At 55.2% G+C, this 16522-nt stretch carries 15 protein-coding genes; 6 read left to right on the forward strand and 9 right to left on the reverse strand.

Annotated elements, in window-relative coordinates; genetic code table 11:
- Positions 1–24: 24 nt before the first annotated feature.
- Both VGC33_RS17010 and VGC33_RS17015 read right to left on the reverse strand, forming a co-directional pair.
- Positions 25–669, reverse strand: a complete 645-nt coding sequence (locus VGC33_RS17010) for an ANTAR domain-containing response regulator (protein ID WP_331121953.1) — start codon at positions 667–669, stop codon at positions 25–27.
- Complete coding sequence (locus tag VGC33_RS17015; protein WP_331121954.1) at positions 659–1810, reverse strand: transporter substrate-binding domain-containing protein; 1152 nt, start codon at positions 1808–1810, stop codon at positions 659–661. Before VGC33_RS17015 ends, VGC33_RS17010 begins: the two co-directional genes overlap by 11 nt.
- A 661-nt stretch (positions 1811–2471) precedes the next feature.
- On the opposite strand from VGC33_RS17015, the gene VGC33_RS17020 reads away from it, so the two are divergent.
- The 6 genes from VGC33_RS17020 (at position 2472) to VGC33_RS17045 (ending at position 9076) form a co-directional block, all read left to right on the forward strand.
- A complete protein-coding gene (locus tag VGC33_RS17020; protein ID WP_331121955.1) occupies positions 2472–3983 on the forward strand; it encodes an FtsZ/tubulin family protein in 1512 nt (503 codons plus the stop codon).
- Positions 3984–3994: 11 nt separating this feature from the next.
- Positions 3995–4321 (forward strand): hypothetical protein, encoded by a 327-nt coding sequence (locus tag VGC33_RS17025; protein ID WP_331121956.1) that lies wholly within the window; start codon positions 3995–3997, stop codon positions 4319–4321.
- 85 nt (positions 4322–4406) lie between these two features.
- Positions 4407–6062 carry a hypothetical protein gene (locus VGC33_RS17030; protein ID WP_331121957.1) on the forward strand — a complete coding sequence of 552 codons (1656 nt, stop codon included), beginning with the start codon at positions 4407–4409 and terminating at the stop codon, positions 6060–6062.
- A 74-nt stretch (positions 6063–6136) separates the two neighbouring features.
- Positions 6137–7132 carry a CobW family GTP-binding protein gene (locus VGC33_RS17035; RefSeq protein WP_331121958.1) on the forward strand — a complete coding sequence of 332 codons (996 nt, stop codon included), beginning with the start codon at positions 6137–6139 and terminating at the stop codon, positions 7130–7132.
- Positions 7129–7962: a HoxN/HupN/NixA family nickel/cobalt transporter gene (locus tag VGC33_RS17040; protein WP_331121959.1), complete on the forward strand. Its 834-nt coding sequence runs from the start codon at positions 7129–7131 to the stop codon at positions 7960–7962. The genes VGC33_RS17035 and VGC33_RS17040 overlap by 4 nt, the downstream gene beginning before the upstream one ends.
- A gap of 73 nt (positions 7963–8035) precedes the next feature.
- Positions 8036–9076 carry an aliphatic amidase gene (locus tag VGC33_RS17045; protein ID WP_331121960.1) on the forward strand — a complete coding sequence of 347 codons (1041 nt, stop codon included), beginning with the start codon at positions 8036–8038 and terminating at the stop codon, positions 9074–9076.
- 76 nt (positions 9077–9152) lie between these two features.
- Here the strand turns inward: VGC33_RS17045 and VGC33_RS17050 are convergent, their stop codons facing one another.
- From VGC33_RS17050 to VGC33_RS17080, 7 genes are all read right to left on the reverse strand, one after another.
- Entirely contained in the window at positions 9153–10157 is a 1005-nt protein-coding gene (locus VGC33_RS17050) for a FecCD family ABC transporter permease (RefSeq protein ID WP_331121961.1), read from the reverse strand.
- A gap of 64 nt (positions 10158–10221) precedes the next feature.
- Positions 10222–11166: an ABC transporter substrate-binding protein gene (locus VGC33_RS17055; protein ID WP_414636953.1), complete on the reverse strand. Its 945-nt coding sequence runs from the start codon at positions 11164–11166 to the stop codon at positions 10222–10224.
- 53 nt (positions 11167–11219) lie between these two features.
- Entirely contained in the window at positions 11220–12029 is an 810-nt protein-coding gene (locus VGC33_RS17060) for an ABC transporter ATP-binding protein (RefSeq protein WP_331121963.1), read from the reverse strand.
- Positions 12030–12112: 83 nt separating this feature from the next.
- Positions 12113–13645, reverse strand: coding sequence for a sugar ABC transporter ATP-binding protein (locus tag VGC33_RS17065; RefSeq protein ID WP_331121964.1), 1533 nt, complete (start codon positions 13643–13645; stop codon positions 12113–12115).
- A gap of 69 nt (positions 13646–13714) precedes the next feature.
- Positions 13715–14938, reverse strand: a complete 1224-nt coding sequence (locus VGC33_RS17070; protein WP_331121965.1) for a sugar ABC transporter substrate-binding protein — start codon at positions 14936–14938, stop codon at positions 13715–13717.
- Between the two features lie 49 nt (positions 14939–14987).
- Positions 14988–16022 carry an ABC transporter permease gene (locus VGC33_RS17075; RefSeq protein ID WP_331121966.1) on the reverse strand — a complete coding sequence of 345 codons (1035 nt, stop codon included), beginning with the start codon at positions 16020–16022 and terminating at the stop codon, positions 14988–14990.
- Positions 16019–16522: ABC transporter permease (locus VGC33_RS17080; RefSeq protein WP_414636951.1), on the reverse strand; the 504-nt coding region annotated here is incomplete at its 5' end. The genes VGC33_RS17075 and VGC33_RS17080, both read right to left, overlap by 4 nt.

Raw genomic sequence — 16522 nt, forward strand, 5'->3', positions numbered from 1 at the left:
AAACCGCGCCGCCAGGGGCGCCGGTTATTTTTCGTCGTGTCTTTTTTTATTCAGCTGGAGCAATTCATTGGCGCGAATCAATGATTTCGCCATGTCTTCTATCGACATTCTTTCATTCATCGCCAACTCACGTATTATCGTATAGGCGTCGATTTCATTAACGCCGCGCACGGTCGAGATAATCACCTTGGCCTGGCTGATAACGTCGGCGCTGCGTAATTTGGTGGAAAGTTTGTCCACGCGCCGGTGTAAATCCTTCCAGTCAAGATGATTATTAAATGCTATCACCAGGGTTGACAGTACGCCCATGGGCCGAATGGGACTGCTCATCAGCGTCTTGGCTCCCAAATGCAGCGCGGCGTCGATAACGGTGGGGTTTTCGTAATTGATGATGGCTATGACCGGGATATCCGTATGCTGCATCAGGTATTCGTCGGCTAAATATTCCATGCGCACCGCCCAGAATATCGCGTCTATATCGACAGGCACCTCTTTTATCGGCGGCCATAAAATCAGGCTCTGGCAACCGATACGGTGCAATTGCTCCGTGAGGATTTTCAGATCTTCATCATCGGGATGAAATATAGCAACTTTACAGTTCCTGATCCGTTTAAAAAAACGCAGGCTGGCGCTTTTGTTTTTCGCCCGGTTGAAAATTTTATTGGTCATCGTTATCAACCCCAGGCGGCGAGTAGTTGACAAAGTAAGGATCCGCATCCACCCCTTGGCTCACTTCTTTAAGGATGGAAAATTGGCCTTGATTATCAACCATGCCAATCTTGGGATACAATAACGTATGGTTATTATGCGGATTGATTTTTACCTTACCCTGGGGGGCGTCATATTCACTGTTGAGCAGATGTGGCAAGAGCTGACTGATATCATCGCTGTTGGATTTTTTCATGGCATTAGCAAATAAGTGTACCTGGAAATAGGCGGCTTCCCAGCACATATTCGGTTCAACAGTATAAAACCGGCTTTTTTTAAAACGGCTGATAATATCTTTATTACATTTAGAATCAATAGATTGAAAGTAGGGTGCTGAAGTAATATGCCCGGCCGCCACGCCACTTTTCATTTCTGATATTTCCGCTTCGCTGGTGGTTAGACTGGCTATCGGAATTTCATCCGGATGTAGGCCGACATCGTGGCAAGCCAAATAAAATTCCTGGGTACTTTTGCCAACCACCGTGGAAAAAATAAAATCAGGACGCGCCAATTTAATGTCTTGCACAATGCTGCGAAAATCTTCCCGGCCGGCATTAAGATCCATGTAACGTTCACTCACTACCGCCCCGCCCGGGAAATTAGTCATGAAGTCGCTCATAATACGATTTGATTCATAAGGATAAATATAATTACTGCCGACCATATAAACGCGAGTGCCATAATGACTGGCCATATAGTCAGCCAAAAAAAAACTGTTTTGATTAGGCGATGCGCCTGTGTAGATAATGTTATTTGAGAATTCGAATCCTTCATAGGGTGTGGGATAAAACAGTAATTTTTGCCATTTTTCGATAATGGGAATGACCGCCTTTCGCGTGCTTGACATATAACAGCCGAATATCACGTTCACCTGATCCCTTTTTATCAACTTTTCCGCATAGGCGGCAAACGCGTGAGGTGAACTGGCGGGGTCATAGTAAAAAGGTATAATTTCCCTGCCATTAACTCCTCCATTTTGGTTTATTTCATCAATGGCAAATAGTGTCCCTTCCATTTGCGAACGCTCAATTTTAGAAGTAAATCCCGTTGAGGAAAATAATACGCCAACCCTCACGGCATCGCTGTGTTTTTTTGTAGTCATTTGATCATTTCCTTGTTCATCGCCTACCAGGAACTTTGCTGAATAAATTGTCAGAATTTAATCTCCAACCGCGATGCCCTGTAGTTAAAAACAGAATTTAAAATAAAGCAACAAGCTTGTGAATCATATTAACTTATACTTCTCCGCTCATGAAATGCGTGATAAATCCTCCTTCATCCTGCCAAACCCGCCATGATTTTCATTTTCTTCAGCATATAAATTCAATATGATTATTTTTTGTGATATTTAAGTCTGATAATGATTTTTTTTGCCCTATAAGAAAAAGATCTTCTAGGCCATCCTTTATGTAACTATCTTAATATTAAAGGAAATTTAAAAAACGCTATATTCATAATGCCTAAAATCAACAGGTTAAAAAAATTGGTCTTATGTTGCCGGGGTGTTGACTTCAGCCATCCTGATGATTAAGGTTTAACCATGTTATCGCCCAGATGGCCGATATCACTCCAGGCAAGAGAGCCTCCAAAAATGCGTTCAACCACGCATTTCAGGAGGCTCTTTTTTTTTGCCTTGATGGAATATAACGCCCGTCGGTTTGCCGCCGGCCAGGCTGCCGACGTGCCGATGGAACGCGCTGGTCAGCGAGGGCGGGTAACGTTTTCGCCGGGCTGAAATGTCACACAGAGATGAGGTGTAATGTATGCCATCAACGATTGGGATTGATTTATTACGCGGCAGGCCGGTCCCGGCTATCGGCAGCACCGACGCCAAACTGCGCCAGCGCAAATTGGATGCGTTAACCCGGGGCATACATCGTATCAGCGATGATGAGGCGATTCCCTACAGTGTCCATCTGGTGTGTATCGGCGCGGCGGCAAACCCGTTTTTGCGTCAGTTTATCCGCCAGATGCCCGACACGCTTTTAGATCATGAACAGTCGCGTCTCAGCATTCTGTCGGTGGATATGGCCGGAGAGTCCGGCGCTGGGCTGCCCGCCTTGCCCGCGGCCCTGGACCGCAAAAAATACTTTTATGAATCATTGTCAATCGAACGCGGTAACCCCGACGCGCTGGGCGATTTTTTCAGCCGGCACGCCGCGCAGCTCCAACTGGAATATCCCCTGATACCCAGCCCGGAGACATTCTCTCCCTGGCTGACGCAAGCGGAGCGACACGCGCCGGATAAGGGCCCCCTGCGCCGCGCTTATGTCAAGGCCATGTACAGCCGGGCCTATTATCACGGTGAACGGCCCGCCTGGCATGCGTTGAAAAGATTCAGCCGCAGCGTCGGACAGACTGAAACAGAATCGGTGGTCTGCATTGTGTTTTCCCTGGCCGATGCGGTCGGTAGCGCCATGGCGCTGGATCTCAGCCGGCATTTATCCACCGTGCGTTTTGGCCGGCGGATCCTGGTGACCGGCATCGGCATTGCACCGTCCCCGGCGGCGGAGGAGGATTGGGCGACGGCGAATGTGTATACCGCATTAAATGAACTGGAATGCCTGTGTAATGAGGAGCTGAACCAGAGCCTGACGCCGGCATGCGGCGAATTATTCAAAAATCCTTTTACCGCCGGTTTCCTGATGGTGCCGGACCTGGATATGGACACACCGGAAGAGGGAATGCTGTATAAGGCGTTATCCACTTTGTTGCAGGATCGTGCCGGGGCAGGGTTGTGGGAAATACTGCGGCAGCTTAACTGGCTGGCGGCGCCATTAACGCAACATTCCGCCGCGCGCACCCCGTGGGGCGGCCGCTGGCTGCATGTTTTGGTTATGCTGGCGGTAAAAGATGCCTCCCCGGCAGCCGCGTTGAACACACGGCTCGGTATAATCGATGGTTATGAACCGGCTTTTATTGAACTGGTAAGCGCGCGTTTCAGTAAAAAAGAGGCCGAACAACTCACCCGTGCCATCCGCCAGGCTTTCGGCGATGAGATTGTGGTAAATCATTACGCGGCCGGGACGGCTAAAGCGCTACGGTTTGTCCTGCCGTGCCTGGCGAAAAGCGACCTGCGGCTGTTTGCGCGGGCCAAAGCGCGTTATGACGCCTGCAGCCAACATGAAAAACGGCTTTGCCATGCCTTATTGCTCGAACAAGGTTTGCTGCTTTGCGAGCCTTCCGACACGCAGACCGGCGTGGCCGCCCGCAATATCACCACGGGCAAACGGTGGATAAATCTGCCGTACCCGGCCATCCGGGGCGAAATATAAAGGAGTCCGCCATGCCGCTTAGCTGGAACGATGTGATCAAGAAATACGGTGACGGTTATCAGGTTCCCACTATTGTGGGCGACAAATTTCTGCATATCGAGAAAGTCGATAATAAGGCTATTACCATCTCATCACCTATTTGGCGTACACAATTGCACAGGGAAAACCTGGAAAAAGGCGTCAGGTTAATAGAGGAAGGTATTATATCCCCTGACCCGGGGTTATTTGTCGAAGACTATATCTTATATGTCGCCAATGAGCGGGCAACCTCGGTTGCGCATATTTTACGAGATCTAGGATTTTTGGATAAAACCGAAACATTTTCTATTCGCTGTTGAATCCTTTGTTATTAAGTTGGGTCTTTATACCGCATATTCGGCCGAATATGCGTAATGTTACTCATGTATCCCAGGAGAATATAAAATGACAGCTTCTTTATATAACAGCGCTACCGGTGTCCAGGCTCCGCACTGCTTGCATGCCATCGGTATTGGCAGGACCGGCATTGCGTATGTGGAAGCCTTGCTGCGCACCGGTGAAGTCGAGGATTTACTGGAGGATCCGCGCGCCCGCTTTGCCGCCATGGTGGTTGATATCGGCGACCAGGATATCCATATCGTTAAGGATTACGCCGGCGCATTGGTAAAACGCCTTGAGGAACGCGGCATTCCCGCTTCGCGCTTTCAATTTCAGGCTATTGTGCTGGAGATGAAGGATACGGAAAGCTATTTTTCGGGTATGAATCGCACGCGGGAATACCTGAAGCTGGAATATCCGCGTTATTACTGGAATCCGAACTACGAATCCTATGTGCCGCATGACACCAAATTCCCCAAGCCGGGCGAGCACTTCCCGCGATCCATCGCCAAGGGGTTATACGCCAATGCCTATTATGATGGCGACCGTCCCATGCATAAAGCATTGGACCAATTCGTCAGCCATATTGAAGAGGCAACCCTGCCTTCCATGATCACCGTGTCTTTCAGCCTGGCGGGGGGAACCGGCAGCGGGATCGTGGTGGACCTGGCGCGTCATCTGGCGACGGTAAAGCTGGGGCGCCGCATGCCGGTGATAGGCGTCGGCCAGTTGCCCCACAGCGGCGATCCGGCGCTTTATAAGGAAAGTCCCGGGCTGTACACCACGCTTAATGAACTCGATTGCATGCTCGATGACGATAAAAATGCGGGCGTGACCACGGTCTGGGGTGATCTGTACCGGAGCCCCTTTACCGGCGGGTTCTTTGTGGTAAATCCGGAGCAAAGCTGGCAGCGGCTGTCTTCCTATACCGATACCGGCAATCAAAAGGTGCGCCATGAGTTTAAACAACTGGTGACCAACCGTTTTGTCGCCGATTCTTTTATGCGCTTCGCGGTGCTTGACAAGAGCCGGGTGCTGTTTCGTTCTTTACGTCCGACCGGCTTCACCGGCGCGCCGCATGAAACCATCAGTTCCAAATCCCGCAACTGGACGTTGTTTAACGTCGCCAAGCTAACCCATCCCGGGGTACAGGTGCTCCCTGGCCAAAGCGGCGATGTCTGGGATGAAACCCTGGCGCAGTGGACCAAATTCATCGCGACTTTTGACGGCTTGGCGGACAGTTTCGAAACCGATTTTGCCGAACTGCACATCCATTGTTCCCGCGATATGAACCTGGAAAAGCTGACGCACAACGTCAAGGAAGCTATTACCGGCAACTATCTGATGGACACCGGCTCGTCGTTGCAAGTCTATCATTACGAATTTTTCGATGCCCTGACGTCTTACTGCAATGTGATTTTACCCGGGGTGGCAAAAACCGATCTGGCCGCGTTCTGGAATAGCCAAAAGAATTACGATGCGCTCAACTGGAAGGCAAAGCTGGCTGAACATGCCTGGCTTATCGATCTCGGACCGATGATTTCCGAGCCCGCCATTCGTTTTAAAGGCATGGCTGGCGAATGTATCTGGGGATGCGCTTGCTGGGTGGTGGTGCCCTACGATCAGCTGCGGGGCGATGTGTTGCCGCCGGCCAACCGTAAAGTGATTCGTGAGGACGCGATCCGGAAAATGACGGAAACGGTGGTCGCCACGCCGCAATAATAATCCGCTCTTCCAGGATGCATTTTTCATCATCAGGGTTGCCGACATAAAGGTCAGCAGCAACAGGAGCTATTATGATTAATGAACGACATATCGCCATAACCGTGATTACCGGCTATTTAGGTTCCGGAAAAACGACTTTGTTAAATCATATGCTTTCGCAAAATGAAGGCGCTAAAATTGCGGTCATCGTCAATGAATTCGGTGAAATGAGCATTGACGCAAAACTGTTGGTCACACATAGCGATGAGCAGCTGATTGAATTTAATAACGGCTGTTTATGCTGCACGGTGCGCGGTGACCTGATAGAAACCATTGATCAGCTGATGCGGCGTTCGGATGATATTGAATATATATTTATCGAAACCACCGGTCTTGCCGATCCGGCACCGGTGGCGTCCACTTTTTTTGTCTCCGATGAGATAAGCCGCCATACCCAGCTGGACGCGTTTATTTCGGTGGTGGATGCGGTAAATATTGATAAAAACCTTGCAGGCAGTATGGAAGCAAAAGAGCAAGTTGCTTTTGCCGATATTATCATCCTGAATAAAGCCGATCTGGTTACGCCAGAAAGGCTTCATCAGGTCAAGCAGCGTATTCGTTCAATCAATCCCATCGCCCGGATTCACGTTAGTGAATATGGCGGGGTTGATTTGACCAAACTGATCAATACCCGTGGTTTTAGTTTGACGGAAAAATTGAAAATTGAGCCTGATTTATTAACCGATCATGCCCATGAGCATGACCCCTCTATTTCCACCCTGGTGCTACGGGAACGCTCACCGCTGGATATTAACCGTTTCATGGCATGGATGACCGCATTACTCGAGGTGGATGGCGATAAAATGCTTCGGACCAAAGGTCTTCTGAATGCCAAGGGGTTTGCGCAACCGGTGGTATTTCAAAGCGTGCGCATGCTTACCGCGCTAGACCATCTCGATGCCTGGACGGGGGATGCCGTGCAGGAAAGCGAACTGGTGGTGATTGGCAGGGATCTTGATCCCGAGATGCTGAAAGCTGAATTTTCCCATTGCGTTTATCTCCCCCGGAACGGAGTGAATATATCATGACTGAATTAAACCTACAGCTATCAAGTTTACTGATCATGTTTGCCCTGGGATTAAGGCATGGTCTTGATCCCGATCATATCGCCTGTATTGACGGCCTGACCTGGCATTCCATCAAACATAAGCACGCCCATGCCAAATGGGTGGGGACATTGTTTGCCATCGGCCATGGCGGGCTGGTGACCGGCATAGCCATTTTTGTCAGCTATTTTACGCAAACCTTTACCTTGCCCCCGGCGGTGCGTTTTTCCCTTGATTGGCTGCCGACGTTAATGCTGCTTGCCATTGGCGTGACAAATTTATGGACGCTTATGAACAGCGCGCATTACCGCCCGGTCGGCTGGAAAATGAAATTGTTCCCTACCAGATTATTAAAACAGTCCAATCCGCTGTCCATTATCCTGGTCGGGGTCATATTCGCCGCGGTATTCGATACGGCGACGCAGGCGGCGGCCTGGGGGTATGTTGCCAGCAACACCAGTCAACATTGGCAGACGGTGTATGCGGCGGTGATGGGATGCGTATTTACCACCGGCATGATGATAACAGATACCCTGGACGGCAGAATTGTTAACCGGCTGAGCCGGCAAACGGAGTCAATGCAGACAAAAACCGTTTGGCGCAATAGCCTGGGCTACCTGATTGTATTTATGTCCTTCTTTGTGGCTGTTTATAATATCACGGTCGAATTTAATCCCGGCATTGCTTTTAATGAGCTGGTATTCACTATGATCGGGGCGGGGTTTGTTATTTTAATGCTGCTGTTTTTAGTCTTTCATTATTTTCGCAATAAAAAGTACGGCCATAAAAAATCCATGGATACGTTGGCATAGAGTATTATTATTCTATTTCACATCGCAACGATGTATGGATAACCTTTTTCTTAAATACGTGTAAGGAGTTATTATGCGCCATGGTGATATTTCCAGTAGCCCGACCAGTGTCGGGGTCGCGGTTGTAAACTACAAAATCCCGCGTCTGCATTCCCGGGAGGAAGTCATGGAGAATGCGCGAAAAATAGCGGATGTCGTAAAAGGCGTTAAATCAGGCCTGCCGGGATTGGACTTAATTATTTTCCCCGAGTACAGCACCATGGGCATTATGTACGATCCGGACGAAATGATGATGACGGCGTCGACCATTCCCGGTGACGAAACGGCGGTTTTTTCGGCGGCGTGCCGCGAGGCCAAGGTGTGGGGCGTATTTTCCATTACCGGCGAGCGGCATGAGGAGCATCCGAATAAAGTCCCCTACAATACCCTGATCCTGATTAACAGCCAGGGCGAGATTGTCCAGAAATACCGTAAAATCCTGCCGTGGGTCCCGGTTGAAGGTTGGTATCCGGGTGACACCACCCATGTGGTCGCGGGGCCGAAAGGGATCAATATCAGCCTTATCATCTGCGATGACGGTAATTATCCGGAAATATGGCGTGACTGCGCCATGAAGGGCGCCGAGTTGATTGTCAGGTGCCAGGGCTATATGTATCCGGCGAAAGACCAGCAGGTGCTGATTTCCAAAGCCATGGCCTGGGCGAATAACTGCTATGTCGCGGTGGCGAACTGCACCGGCTTCGACGGCGTTTATACCTATTTCGGCCATTCCGCCATTATCGGATTTGACGGCCATACGCTGGGCGAATGCGGCGAGGAGGAAATGGGCATCCAGTATGCCCAACTGTCGATACCTGAAATCCGCGATGCGCGTAAATACGATCAGTCGCAGAACCATCTGTTTAAACTGCTCCATCGGGGCTATACCGGCGTCTATCATTCGGGCGATGGCGAAAAGGGCATTGCCGAATGTCCGTTTGATTTCTACCGCACCTGGGTGCTTGATGCGAAAAAAGCGCAGGAAAACGTGGAGCGCATCACCCGCGGCACCATCGGCGTGGCGGAATGTCCTTATGGGGATTTGCCGCATGATGCCGTCGGCGGCAAACGCTGAGTCGCCAGCGTTTGCCGGCGGTAAAGCGCACCATTCATCCCGCTTAAGGAAACTTAAGCGGGCATGGTCATGCGCTTTAATCCCGCCTCATCAGCAGGGCCAGGACAAATATCGCGCCGACGCCGGCGGTGATAATGCCGATGGGCAGTTCCTGCGGCGCCAGCAGGCTGCGGCTGAGTAAATCCCCCGCCGACATCAGCAACGCGCCCAGCACCGCCACCATGGGCAATAAACACCGGTGGCGCACCCCCGCCAGCGGCCTCGCCAGATGCGGCACCATCAGGCCGATAAACCCGATGACGCCGGTCAGGGCGACAAACAGCGCCGTGGCGAACGCGCAGCATAAAAACACTTCGATGCGCAAAACCGTGACGTTGATGCCCATCGACACCGCGCTCTGTTCCCCGGCCAGCAGGGCGTCCAGCGCCCGCCAGCGCAGGGCGGCCAGCGCCCCCAGCAGGCAAAGTCCCGCCAGGGCAAAACCGATGTTGTCCCACCGGGCCAGTCCCAGCCCGCCCAGGGACCAGAACAGGATGGAACTGGCCGCCCGCTGGTCGCCCGAAAACACCAGGAAGTTGGTGAGGGCGCCGAACAGGAACGATACCGCCAGGCCGGCGAGCACCAGACGCGCCGCGCCGCGCGACTTTTGCTGTAAAAACAGCAGGATGACGGCCAGAGCCGATACCACGCCGCCCGCAAAGGCCGCCACCGGCAATGCCCAGTCCCCCAGCCGATCGCCCAGGCGGGTCATGACGGCCACCGCGCCGGCGGAGGCGCCGGAGGAGAGACCGAACAAAAAGGGATCGGCCAGATCGTTGCGGGTGGTGGTTTGCAGTAACGCGCCGACCATGGCCAGGCCGGCGCCGGTCAACATCGCCAGCAGGCTCCTGGGCAGGCGGATCTCCAGTACGATCCGCGCCGCCATTGGTTCGGCCGGTCGGGTGCCGAAACCCAGGGCCGACAGTATTTCATCCGGCGTGAGCGAGGTGCTGCCAAACACCACATTGGCCATCCCCATCAGCACCAGGGCCAGCAATGCCACGGTGATGATGAGCGCAAATCCACCGCCCCGCTGCTTCATGAAACGCTATCCCTCATTAAATGCCATCCCTCATTAAACGCTTTCCCGCATAAAACGGCCTTATTTACCGGAAACTGTCCGGATACAGCGCCCGGGCCAGTTGGCCGATGGCCTCGATGTTGGCCGGTCCCGGCGTCAGCTGGGCATACTGCAATTTCAGGTAACGATGGTTCATCACCGCCGGGGTGTGTTTCATCAAGGGGTGGCGCTCGAGGAAGTCTTGCAGCGACTGCGCGCCGCCGCCCGTCTGGTAATCCAGCAAGATGATCAGATCCGGTTCGGCGGTGGCCACGCTCTCCCAGGAGGTGGTGCCCCAGTTGGTGTCCAGCATATCCATGACATTGCGCCCGCCCGCGGCCTCGATAAGCGCCGTGGGCATGGCATAACGACCGCTGGTGAACGGTTTATCCTCGCCGGAATCATACACAAACACCTTTAGCGGCGGGTGTTGGCCGATTTTTTGCCGCAGCGCGGCTATCTGCGCTTGCCAGCCGTCGATAAGCGCCTGCGCCCGTTCCGCCTGGCCGAAAATCTTGCCCAGGTTCAGCATATCGCCGTACAGCAGATCCATGGTGGCCTTCTGTTTTTGCTGGCCGATATGCACGCAGCTTTCGGTCAATACCAGCGTCGGCACGCCAAAACGGGCCAGCGATTGCGGCGTCACCTCGCCGCCGACTTTCATGCCGTAGTTCCAGCCGGCAAAAAAGAAATCGGGATTGACCGCCAGCAGATTTTCCAGGGTCGGGTATTTGGGCGCCAGTTCCGGGATGCCGCCGAGTTGGCGGGTGAATTCCGGCGTGGCCTTATACCAGCCGGTGATACCCGTTACGCCGCGCATATGGGATTGCAATCCCAGGGCAAACGCCATTTCCGTCATGTTCAGATCGTGGATTACCGCGCGCTGCGGCGCCTGGGTAAAGGTCAAGGGCTGCCCGCAGCTGGAGACCGTAACCGGGAAACCCGAGGCCTGGGCCGAGGTTGCCAGCAAACACAATACCACCGACAGCAGATATTTTTTCGGACATTTTTTCACGGATAACCCTCCTTAGGTCAACAACGCCGTCACGTGCGTAACGATGCTTCGAAAATGCGTAAAGGCAGCCCGGTGGCGGGATGCGGCACGGTAAAACTGCGCATGCCGAACACCGGTTCGATACACGTGGATATCAGCGCCCGTTCCGGGATGTCGCAGCACACCAGGCGACCTTGCTGCAGTACCGCCACCCGGTCGGCAAAGGTTTCAATCAGGGTGAGGTCATGCAGCACGGCGATAGTGGCGATGCCGCGCGCGCGCACCAGGCCGAGTAATTGGGTCCGTGCCAGCGGATCGAGATGATTGGTCGGTTCGTCAAGCAACAGCACCCGGGGCGTTTGCGCGAACGCGCGCGCCAGCCCGGCCCGCTGAAGCTCGCCGCCCGACAAGGTGCCCAGCAATCGGCGGCGCAGCGCCGGCAGGCCGGTGTCCTCGATGGCCTGGTCAATGATTTCCTGATGCCGCCGCGCGCTAAACTCCGCATGATGCGGCAGTCGTCCCAGCCCGACGTATTCGGCAACCGAAAGCCGCAGGTCGGGCATGTCGTTTTGCGCCATCAGCGCTATGCCCTGGGCGCGCTCCCGCCTGGACAGGCTGTCCAAGGGCCGGCTGTCGAGCAGGATAGTACCCGACGCCGGCGTGATTTCGCCGATAATAGCGCGCAGCAGCGTGGATTTACCGCTGCCGTTGGGGCCTATCACCGCCAGGCATTGATGATTACCAAGCGTCAGGCTGACCGCCTTAAGCAGCGCCGGGCGGCCATGGGCGCCGGCGGTAATCCCTTTAATCTCCAGCAACGGCGGGTCCGAGTTTAAATGTGATGTTATAACATTATACATAAATATTTTTCTTTAGGTGAAAAATTAACGGGCGGCAGGCATAACCGCGGATTTGGCTCCCCCTCGTCCGGCGCCTTAGCGCATCATTCGCCGGTATTGCCCGTCATCAGCCCGACCATTTGGCCTTCATCCAGTTTGTCGCGCGGCAAATCGGCCACGATGCGGCCACGATACATAACCAGACAGCGGTCGACCAGCGTTTGCAGTTCGGCCAGGTCTGTTGAGTAGATCAACACCGCGCCGCCGTTGTCGACAAACGCCTTGATGGCCTGATAGATCACTTCTTTGGTGCCCACATCCACGCCGCGCGTGGGATCAAACAGCAGCAGCGTGCTGGCGCCGGTCAGCAGGGCGCGGGCAATCAAGGCTTTCTGCTGGTTGCCGCCGGAAAGGGCGCTGATTTTAAATGAGAGATAGCGCTCATCAAGCTCCACCCGCGGCGCCACGCTTTTGACCGCCCGGCGCTCCTTGTCCCGGCGGATAAACCCGAGCCGGCTTAAATGATGCAGCATGGATTGCGTGATATTGGCGCCGGCCGACAGGGTAGGGAAAATCCCTTCGCTTTTGCGGTCCTCCGGCACGAATGCCACGCCGCCGTGTATCCCCAGCGCATGGCGGGGGCTGCGCAATATCACTTCGCGGTCGCGCAGCAGCATTTGTCCCGCGTCGTGGCGCATCAGGCCTGCCAGAGTGCGGAACAGCTCCCGTTGTCCCTGGCCTTCCAGTCCCGCCACGCCAAGAATTTCCCCGCGCCGCAGTTCAAAAGAAATATCGCTGAAATTTTGCCCGCCCAGATCGTTGGCCGTCAGCGCGGCGCCCGGCGGGTGCGACGGCGAGGGGCGTCCGCGCGCCTGTGCGTGCGTCGAGCGGCGTCCCACCATCATCTCGAAAATGTCCGCGTTGGTCACCCGCTTCAGATCCACCGTCGAGATGGTTTTACCGCTGCGCAGCACCATGGCATGGCTGGCGATTTCACGGATTTCCGCCAGACGGTGCGAGATATAGAGCACCGCGGTGCCCTGGGCGGTGAGACGGCGTATCAGCCTGAACAGCCAGTCCACATCGGCCAGGGCGCCGGTGGGCTCATCCAGCAACAGCAGCCTGGGACGGTAATGCATGGCGCGAACGATTTCCACCCGCTGGCGCGCGGCCAGGGAGAGCGTGTCGACGCAGGCATGCGGCGAGATGTCCTGTACGCCGTGATCGGCTAAAATCGCTTCGGCGCGGCGCGTCATCTGTTTTGGCGAAGTGATGATAAGCTGTTGTTTCAGGGAGCGCGGCAGGAAAAAATTCTGCGCGACGCTGAGATTGGGCAACAGGCTGAGCTCCTGGAACGCGGTGCTGACGCCGATATGACGGGCCTGGAGCAGGGAGCGCGGCGCATAATTTTGTCCTTCCAGGGTCATGATGCCGGTATTGGGCGTCACCACCCCCGAGAGAATTTTCACCAGCGTGGATTTTCCGGCGCCGTTTTCCCCCAGGATCGCCTGTACCTGCCCGGGTTCGATAGTCAATGAGACGCTTTCCAGCGCCACGGTGGCGCCATAGGATTTTGATACCGAGGTCAGGCGCATGCCTTGCGTGCCCGCGGCTGCTTGGGGTAGGGACTGTTGCATGGATTGCGGTCTCCTGTCCCGATGGCGCGCGGCCATCGGGTAAATGGTCTGAGTTTGCCGGCCGGCGCGTTAGGGTTTCACCGTCGGCTGGACTTTGGTCAGCTTGTACTGGTCCGGCGCCGCCTGACAGCGTTCGCAGTTGATACCCGGTTCATCCGCGGCTTTGGTGATTTCCGCCGGCAGGGGCTGGATGGTCGTGCCCGGTGTGGCGATGCCCTTGAGCGCCGAATCCAGGGTGATTTCCGGCAGGAAAACCGGGTGGTAGATCTCGGTCGAGAAACCTTCCGGCACCAGATTGGCCGCGAACACATTACACCCGTCGGCAATGACGCCGCCCTGGCACAGCTTCATTTGGTCGGCGGCGACCCAGGGGAGCGGATACTCGATATTGGTCGGCTCCAGTTTGCGTTTACCGGTCAAGACTTCCATCATCAGCTTGAACGCGTAGCCGGCGGTGGCGGGGGGGGAACCGGCGGAGACGCCGGTCAGACCGCGCTTGCGGTAGTCGTCATTGAGGAATCCGAGACGAAAGCCGTTCATGTTTTCCCCCATGATGGGCATCATCCGGCCTTTACGGTCGGCGACGGCGTTTAATACGCCGGCTTCGCCCAGTTCAGACCAAATACCGTCCACGTCCGGATGGGCCGCCAGGGCCTTGGCGGTTTCCCGCTGGCTGATGCGGTCGTCCCAATAGCCATAGTATTCCGAGACCACGGAAATTCCCGGATACTGTTTAAATATATGCATGGCGCCGTCGAAATGGCGTTTATCCACCGAGGTACCGGGTACGCCGCGATTCATAAATATCTTTCCCTTGCCGCCCAGATCGTTTACTAATTGCTGGGCCATATTTTCGCCGGCGCCGGCTGAAATATAGCTGATGTTATAGGCGCATTTTTCCGTTACCGTGGAATCAAACATGAAAAACTTAACGCCCTGGCTGCAGCCGCGCCGAATCACGCGGTTCAAGGCGGTGGGTGAAATGGGGAAACTGATGATGCCGTCCGCTTTGGCGGCAATCATGCTTTCATAAGCCGATATTTGCGCCTGTGGGTCGGTACCGGAAATAACTTCCTGCAAATCCACTATTTTGTCATAAGGCGGTGTTTTCGCCAGAGACTTGATAATATTCGCCGTCTCGCTCATCCAATTATTTCCGCTATAACTCAAGCTCAGGAATATTTTATATTTTTTTGGTGCATCTTCCGCCTGCGCCGCCGAAAAATAACCTGATAATCCTATTAAAACCACGGCCGCGGCCGCACATCTTTTAAGACGTGTTTGCATTGACATATTCACTCCCAATCGGCTTGTTAAGTTGAGTTCAACTATTCGGTGTAAATTAACGTTTAAACAGTGTCCTGGCCTTTCCTGATAATAAGATGAATGAATGCGCCGAACCGGACTGGCATAACAGGGCGACGGTAATAATCGCGCCTGAGACGATCAGTCGCCAGCCCTGGCCGAGGCTGGTGGCGGCAATCACCGAGTCCACGGTCATCAAAAACAGCGATCCGGCGATGGTGCCGATAAAAGAGCCTTTGCCGCCCAATATCGAGGAGCCGCCCACCACCACCGCGGCAATGGAGGGCAGCAGGTAAGGGTCGCCCATGCGCAGGGTGGCGCCGTCCGAATAGCCGGTGAGCAGCGCGCCGCCCAGAGCCGCGCATAAGGCGCTCAGGGCATAGGCGGCCACGGTGGCCGCGCCGACCGGGATGCCGCCGACCCTGGCCGCGCCCGGGCTGCCTCCCAGCGCGTACAGGTTGCGTCCGAACACCGTGCGCGTCTGGACCGCGATGCCCAGCACGCTGAAAACCACGGTGAACACAACGATGCAGGGGACGCCGAAGACGCTGCCCTTGACGAGGTCAGCCAGCAGTTCGGGCGATGCGCCAAGGGTGCTGCCGCCGGTGGCGCCAAGCGCCAGCGACGCGACGATGATGCCGGTGCCCATGGTCATGATAAACGGCGGAATGCGCAGCAGCTGGACCCCCAGGCCGCTGAGGGCGCCGATGGCCGCGGCGGACAGCAGGATCAGCGGCAGCATATAGGCGATATTGTCGCCGTTGGCGCCTATCATGCCCGCCGACATGACGCCGCCGTACATAAAAAGCGACGCCACCGACAGATCCATGCCGCCGGACAGGATGACCAACCCCTGGCCGAACGATACCACCAGCAAAAAGGAGCCGAGGGTGACGATCATCAGGACCTGCGACCAGGAGCCCAGGGACGGGCTTATCAGGCGGGACGCCAGGATCATTATCACCGTCAGGCCAAGTAGCAATACCGGCGCGACCGACTCGGGACTCATGCGCGCGTTGGCGCGCCGGTCGAGACGTGCGGCTTCCGGCGCCGCCAGGGAGATTTTGCTCATAAATGCGCTCCTGTGCGCGGCGAACGGTTAAGTATCTTCTCGCACAGGATGGACAGCACCAGCAGTACGCCCTGGAAGAAGCCGATATAAAACGATGAGACGCCAAGGGCGAACAGCATTTTTTGCATTAACAGCAACACCGCCGCGCCCACCATCGAGCCGAACGCGCCGCCGCGCCCGCCGGCCAGGCTGGTGCCGCCCAGCGCCACCGAGGCGAAGGAAAGCAACAGAAAGGGCAGGCCGGAGTTGGGATCGCCGGTGGCGGTCTGGGCGCTAAGCATAAATCCCGCCGCGCCGTAGAAGCAGCCGGCCAGGATAAACGCCTTGCAGCGCATCCACTTGACGGCGATGCCGGACAGCGCGGCGGCGGTTTCATCGGCGCCCACCGCATAAAAGGCGACGCCGGTGTCGGTACGCTTGATAAGCAGCCAGACCAGGGCAAAAAACGCCAGCACCAGGGCGGACACCGGCAGGCTTTGCCACAGCATGCCCGTCAGGCC

Source organism: Acerihabitans sp. (genome assembly GCF_036398755.1).
GTDB lineage: Bacteria > Pseudomonadota > Gammaproteobacteria > Enterobacterales > Enterobacteriaceae > Acerihabitans.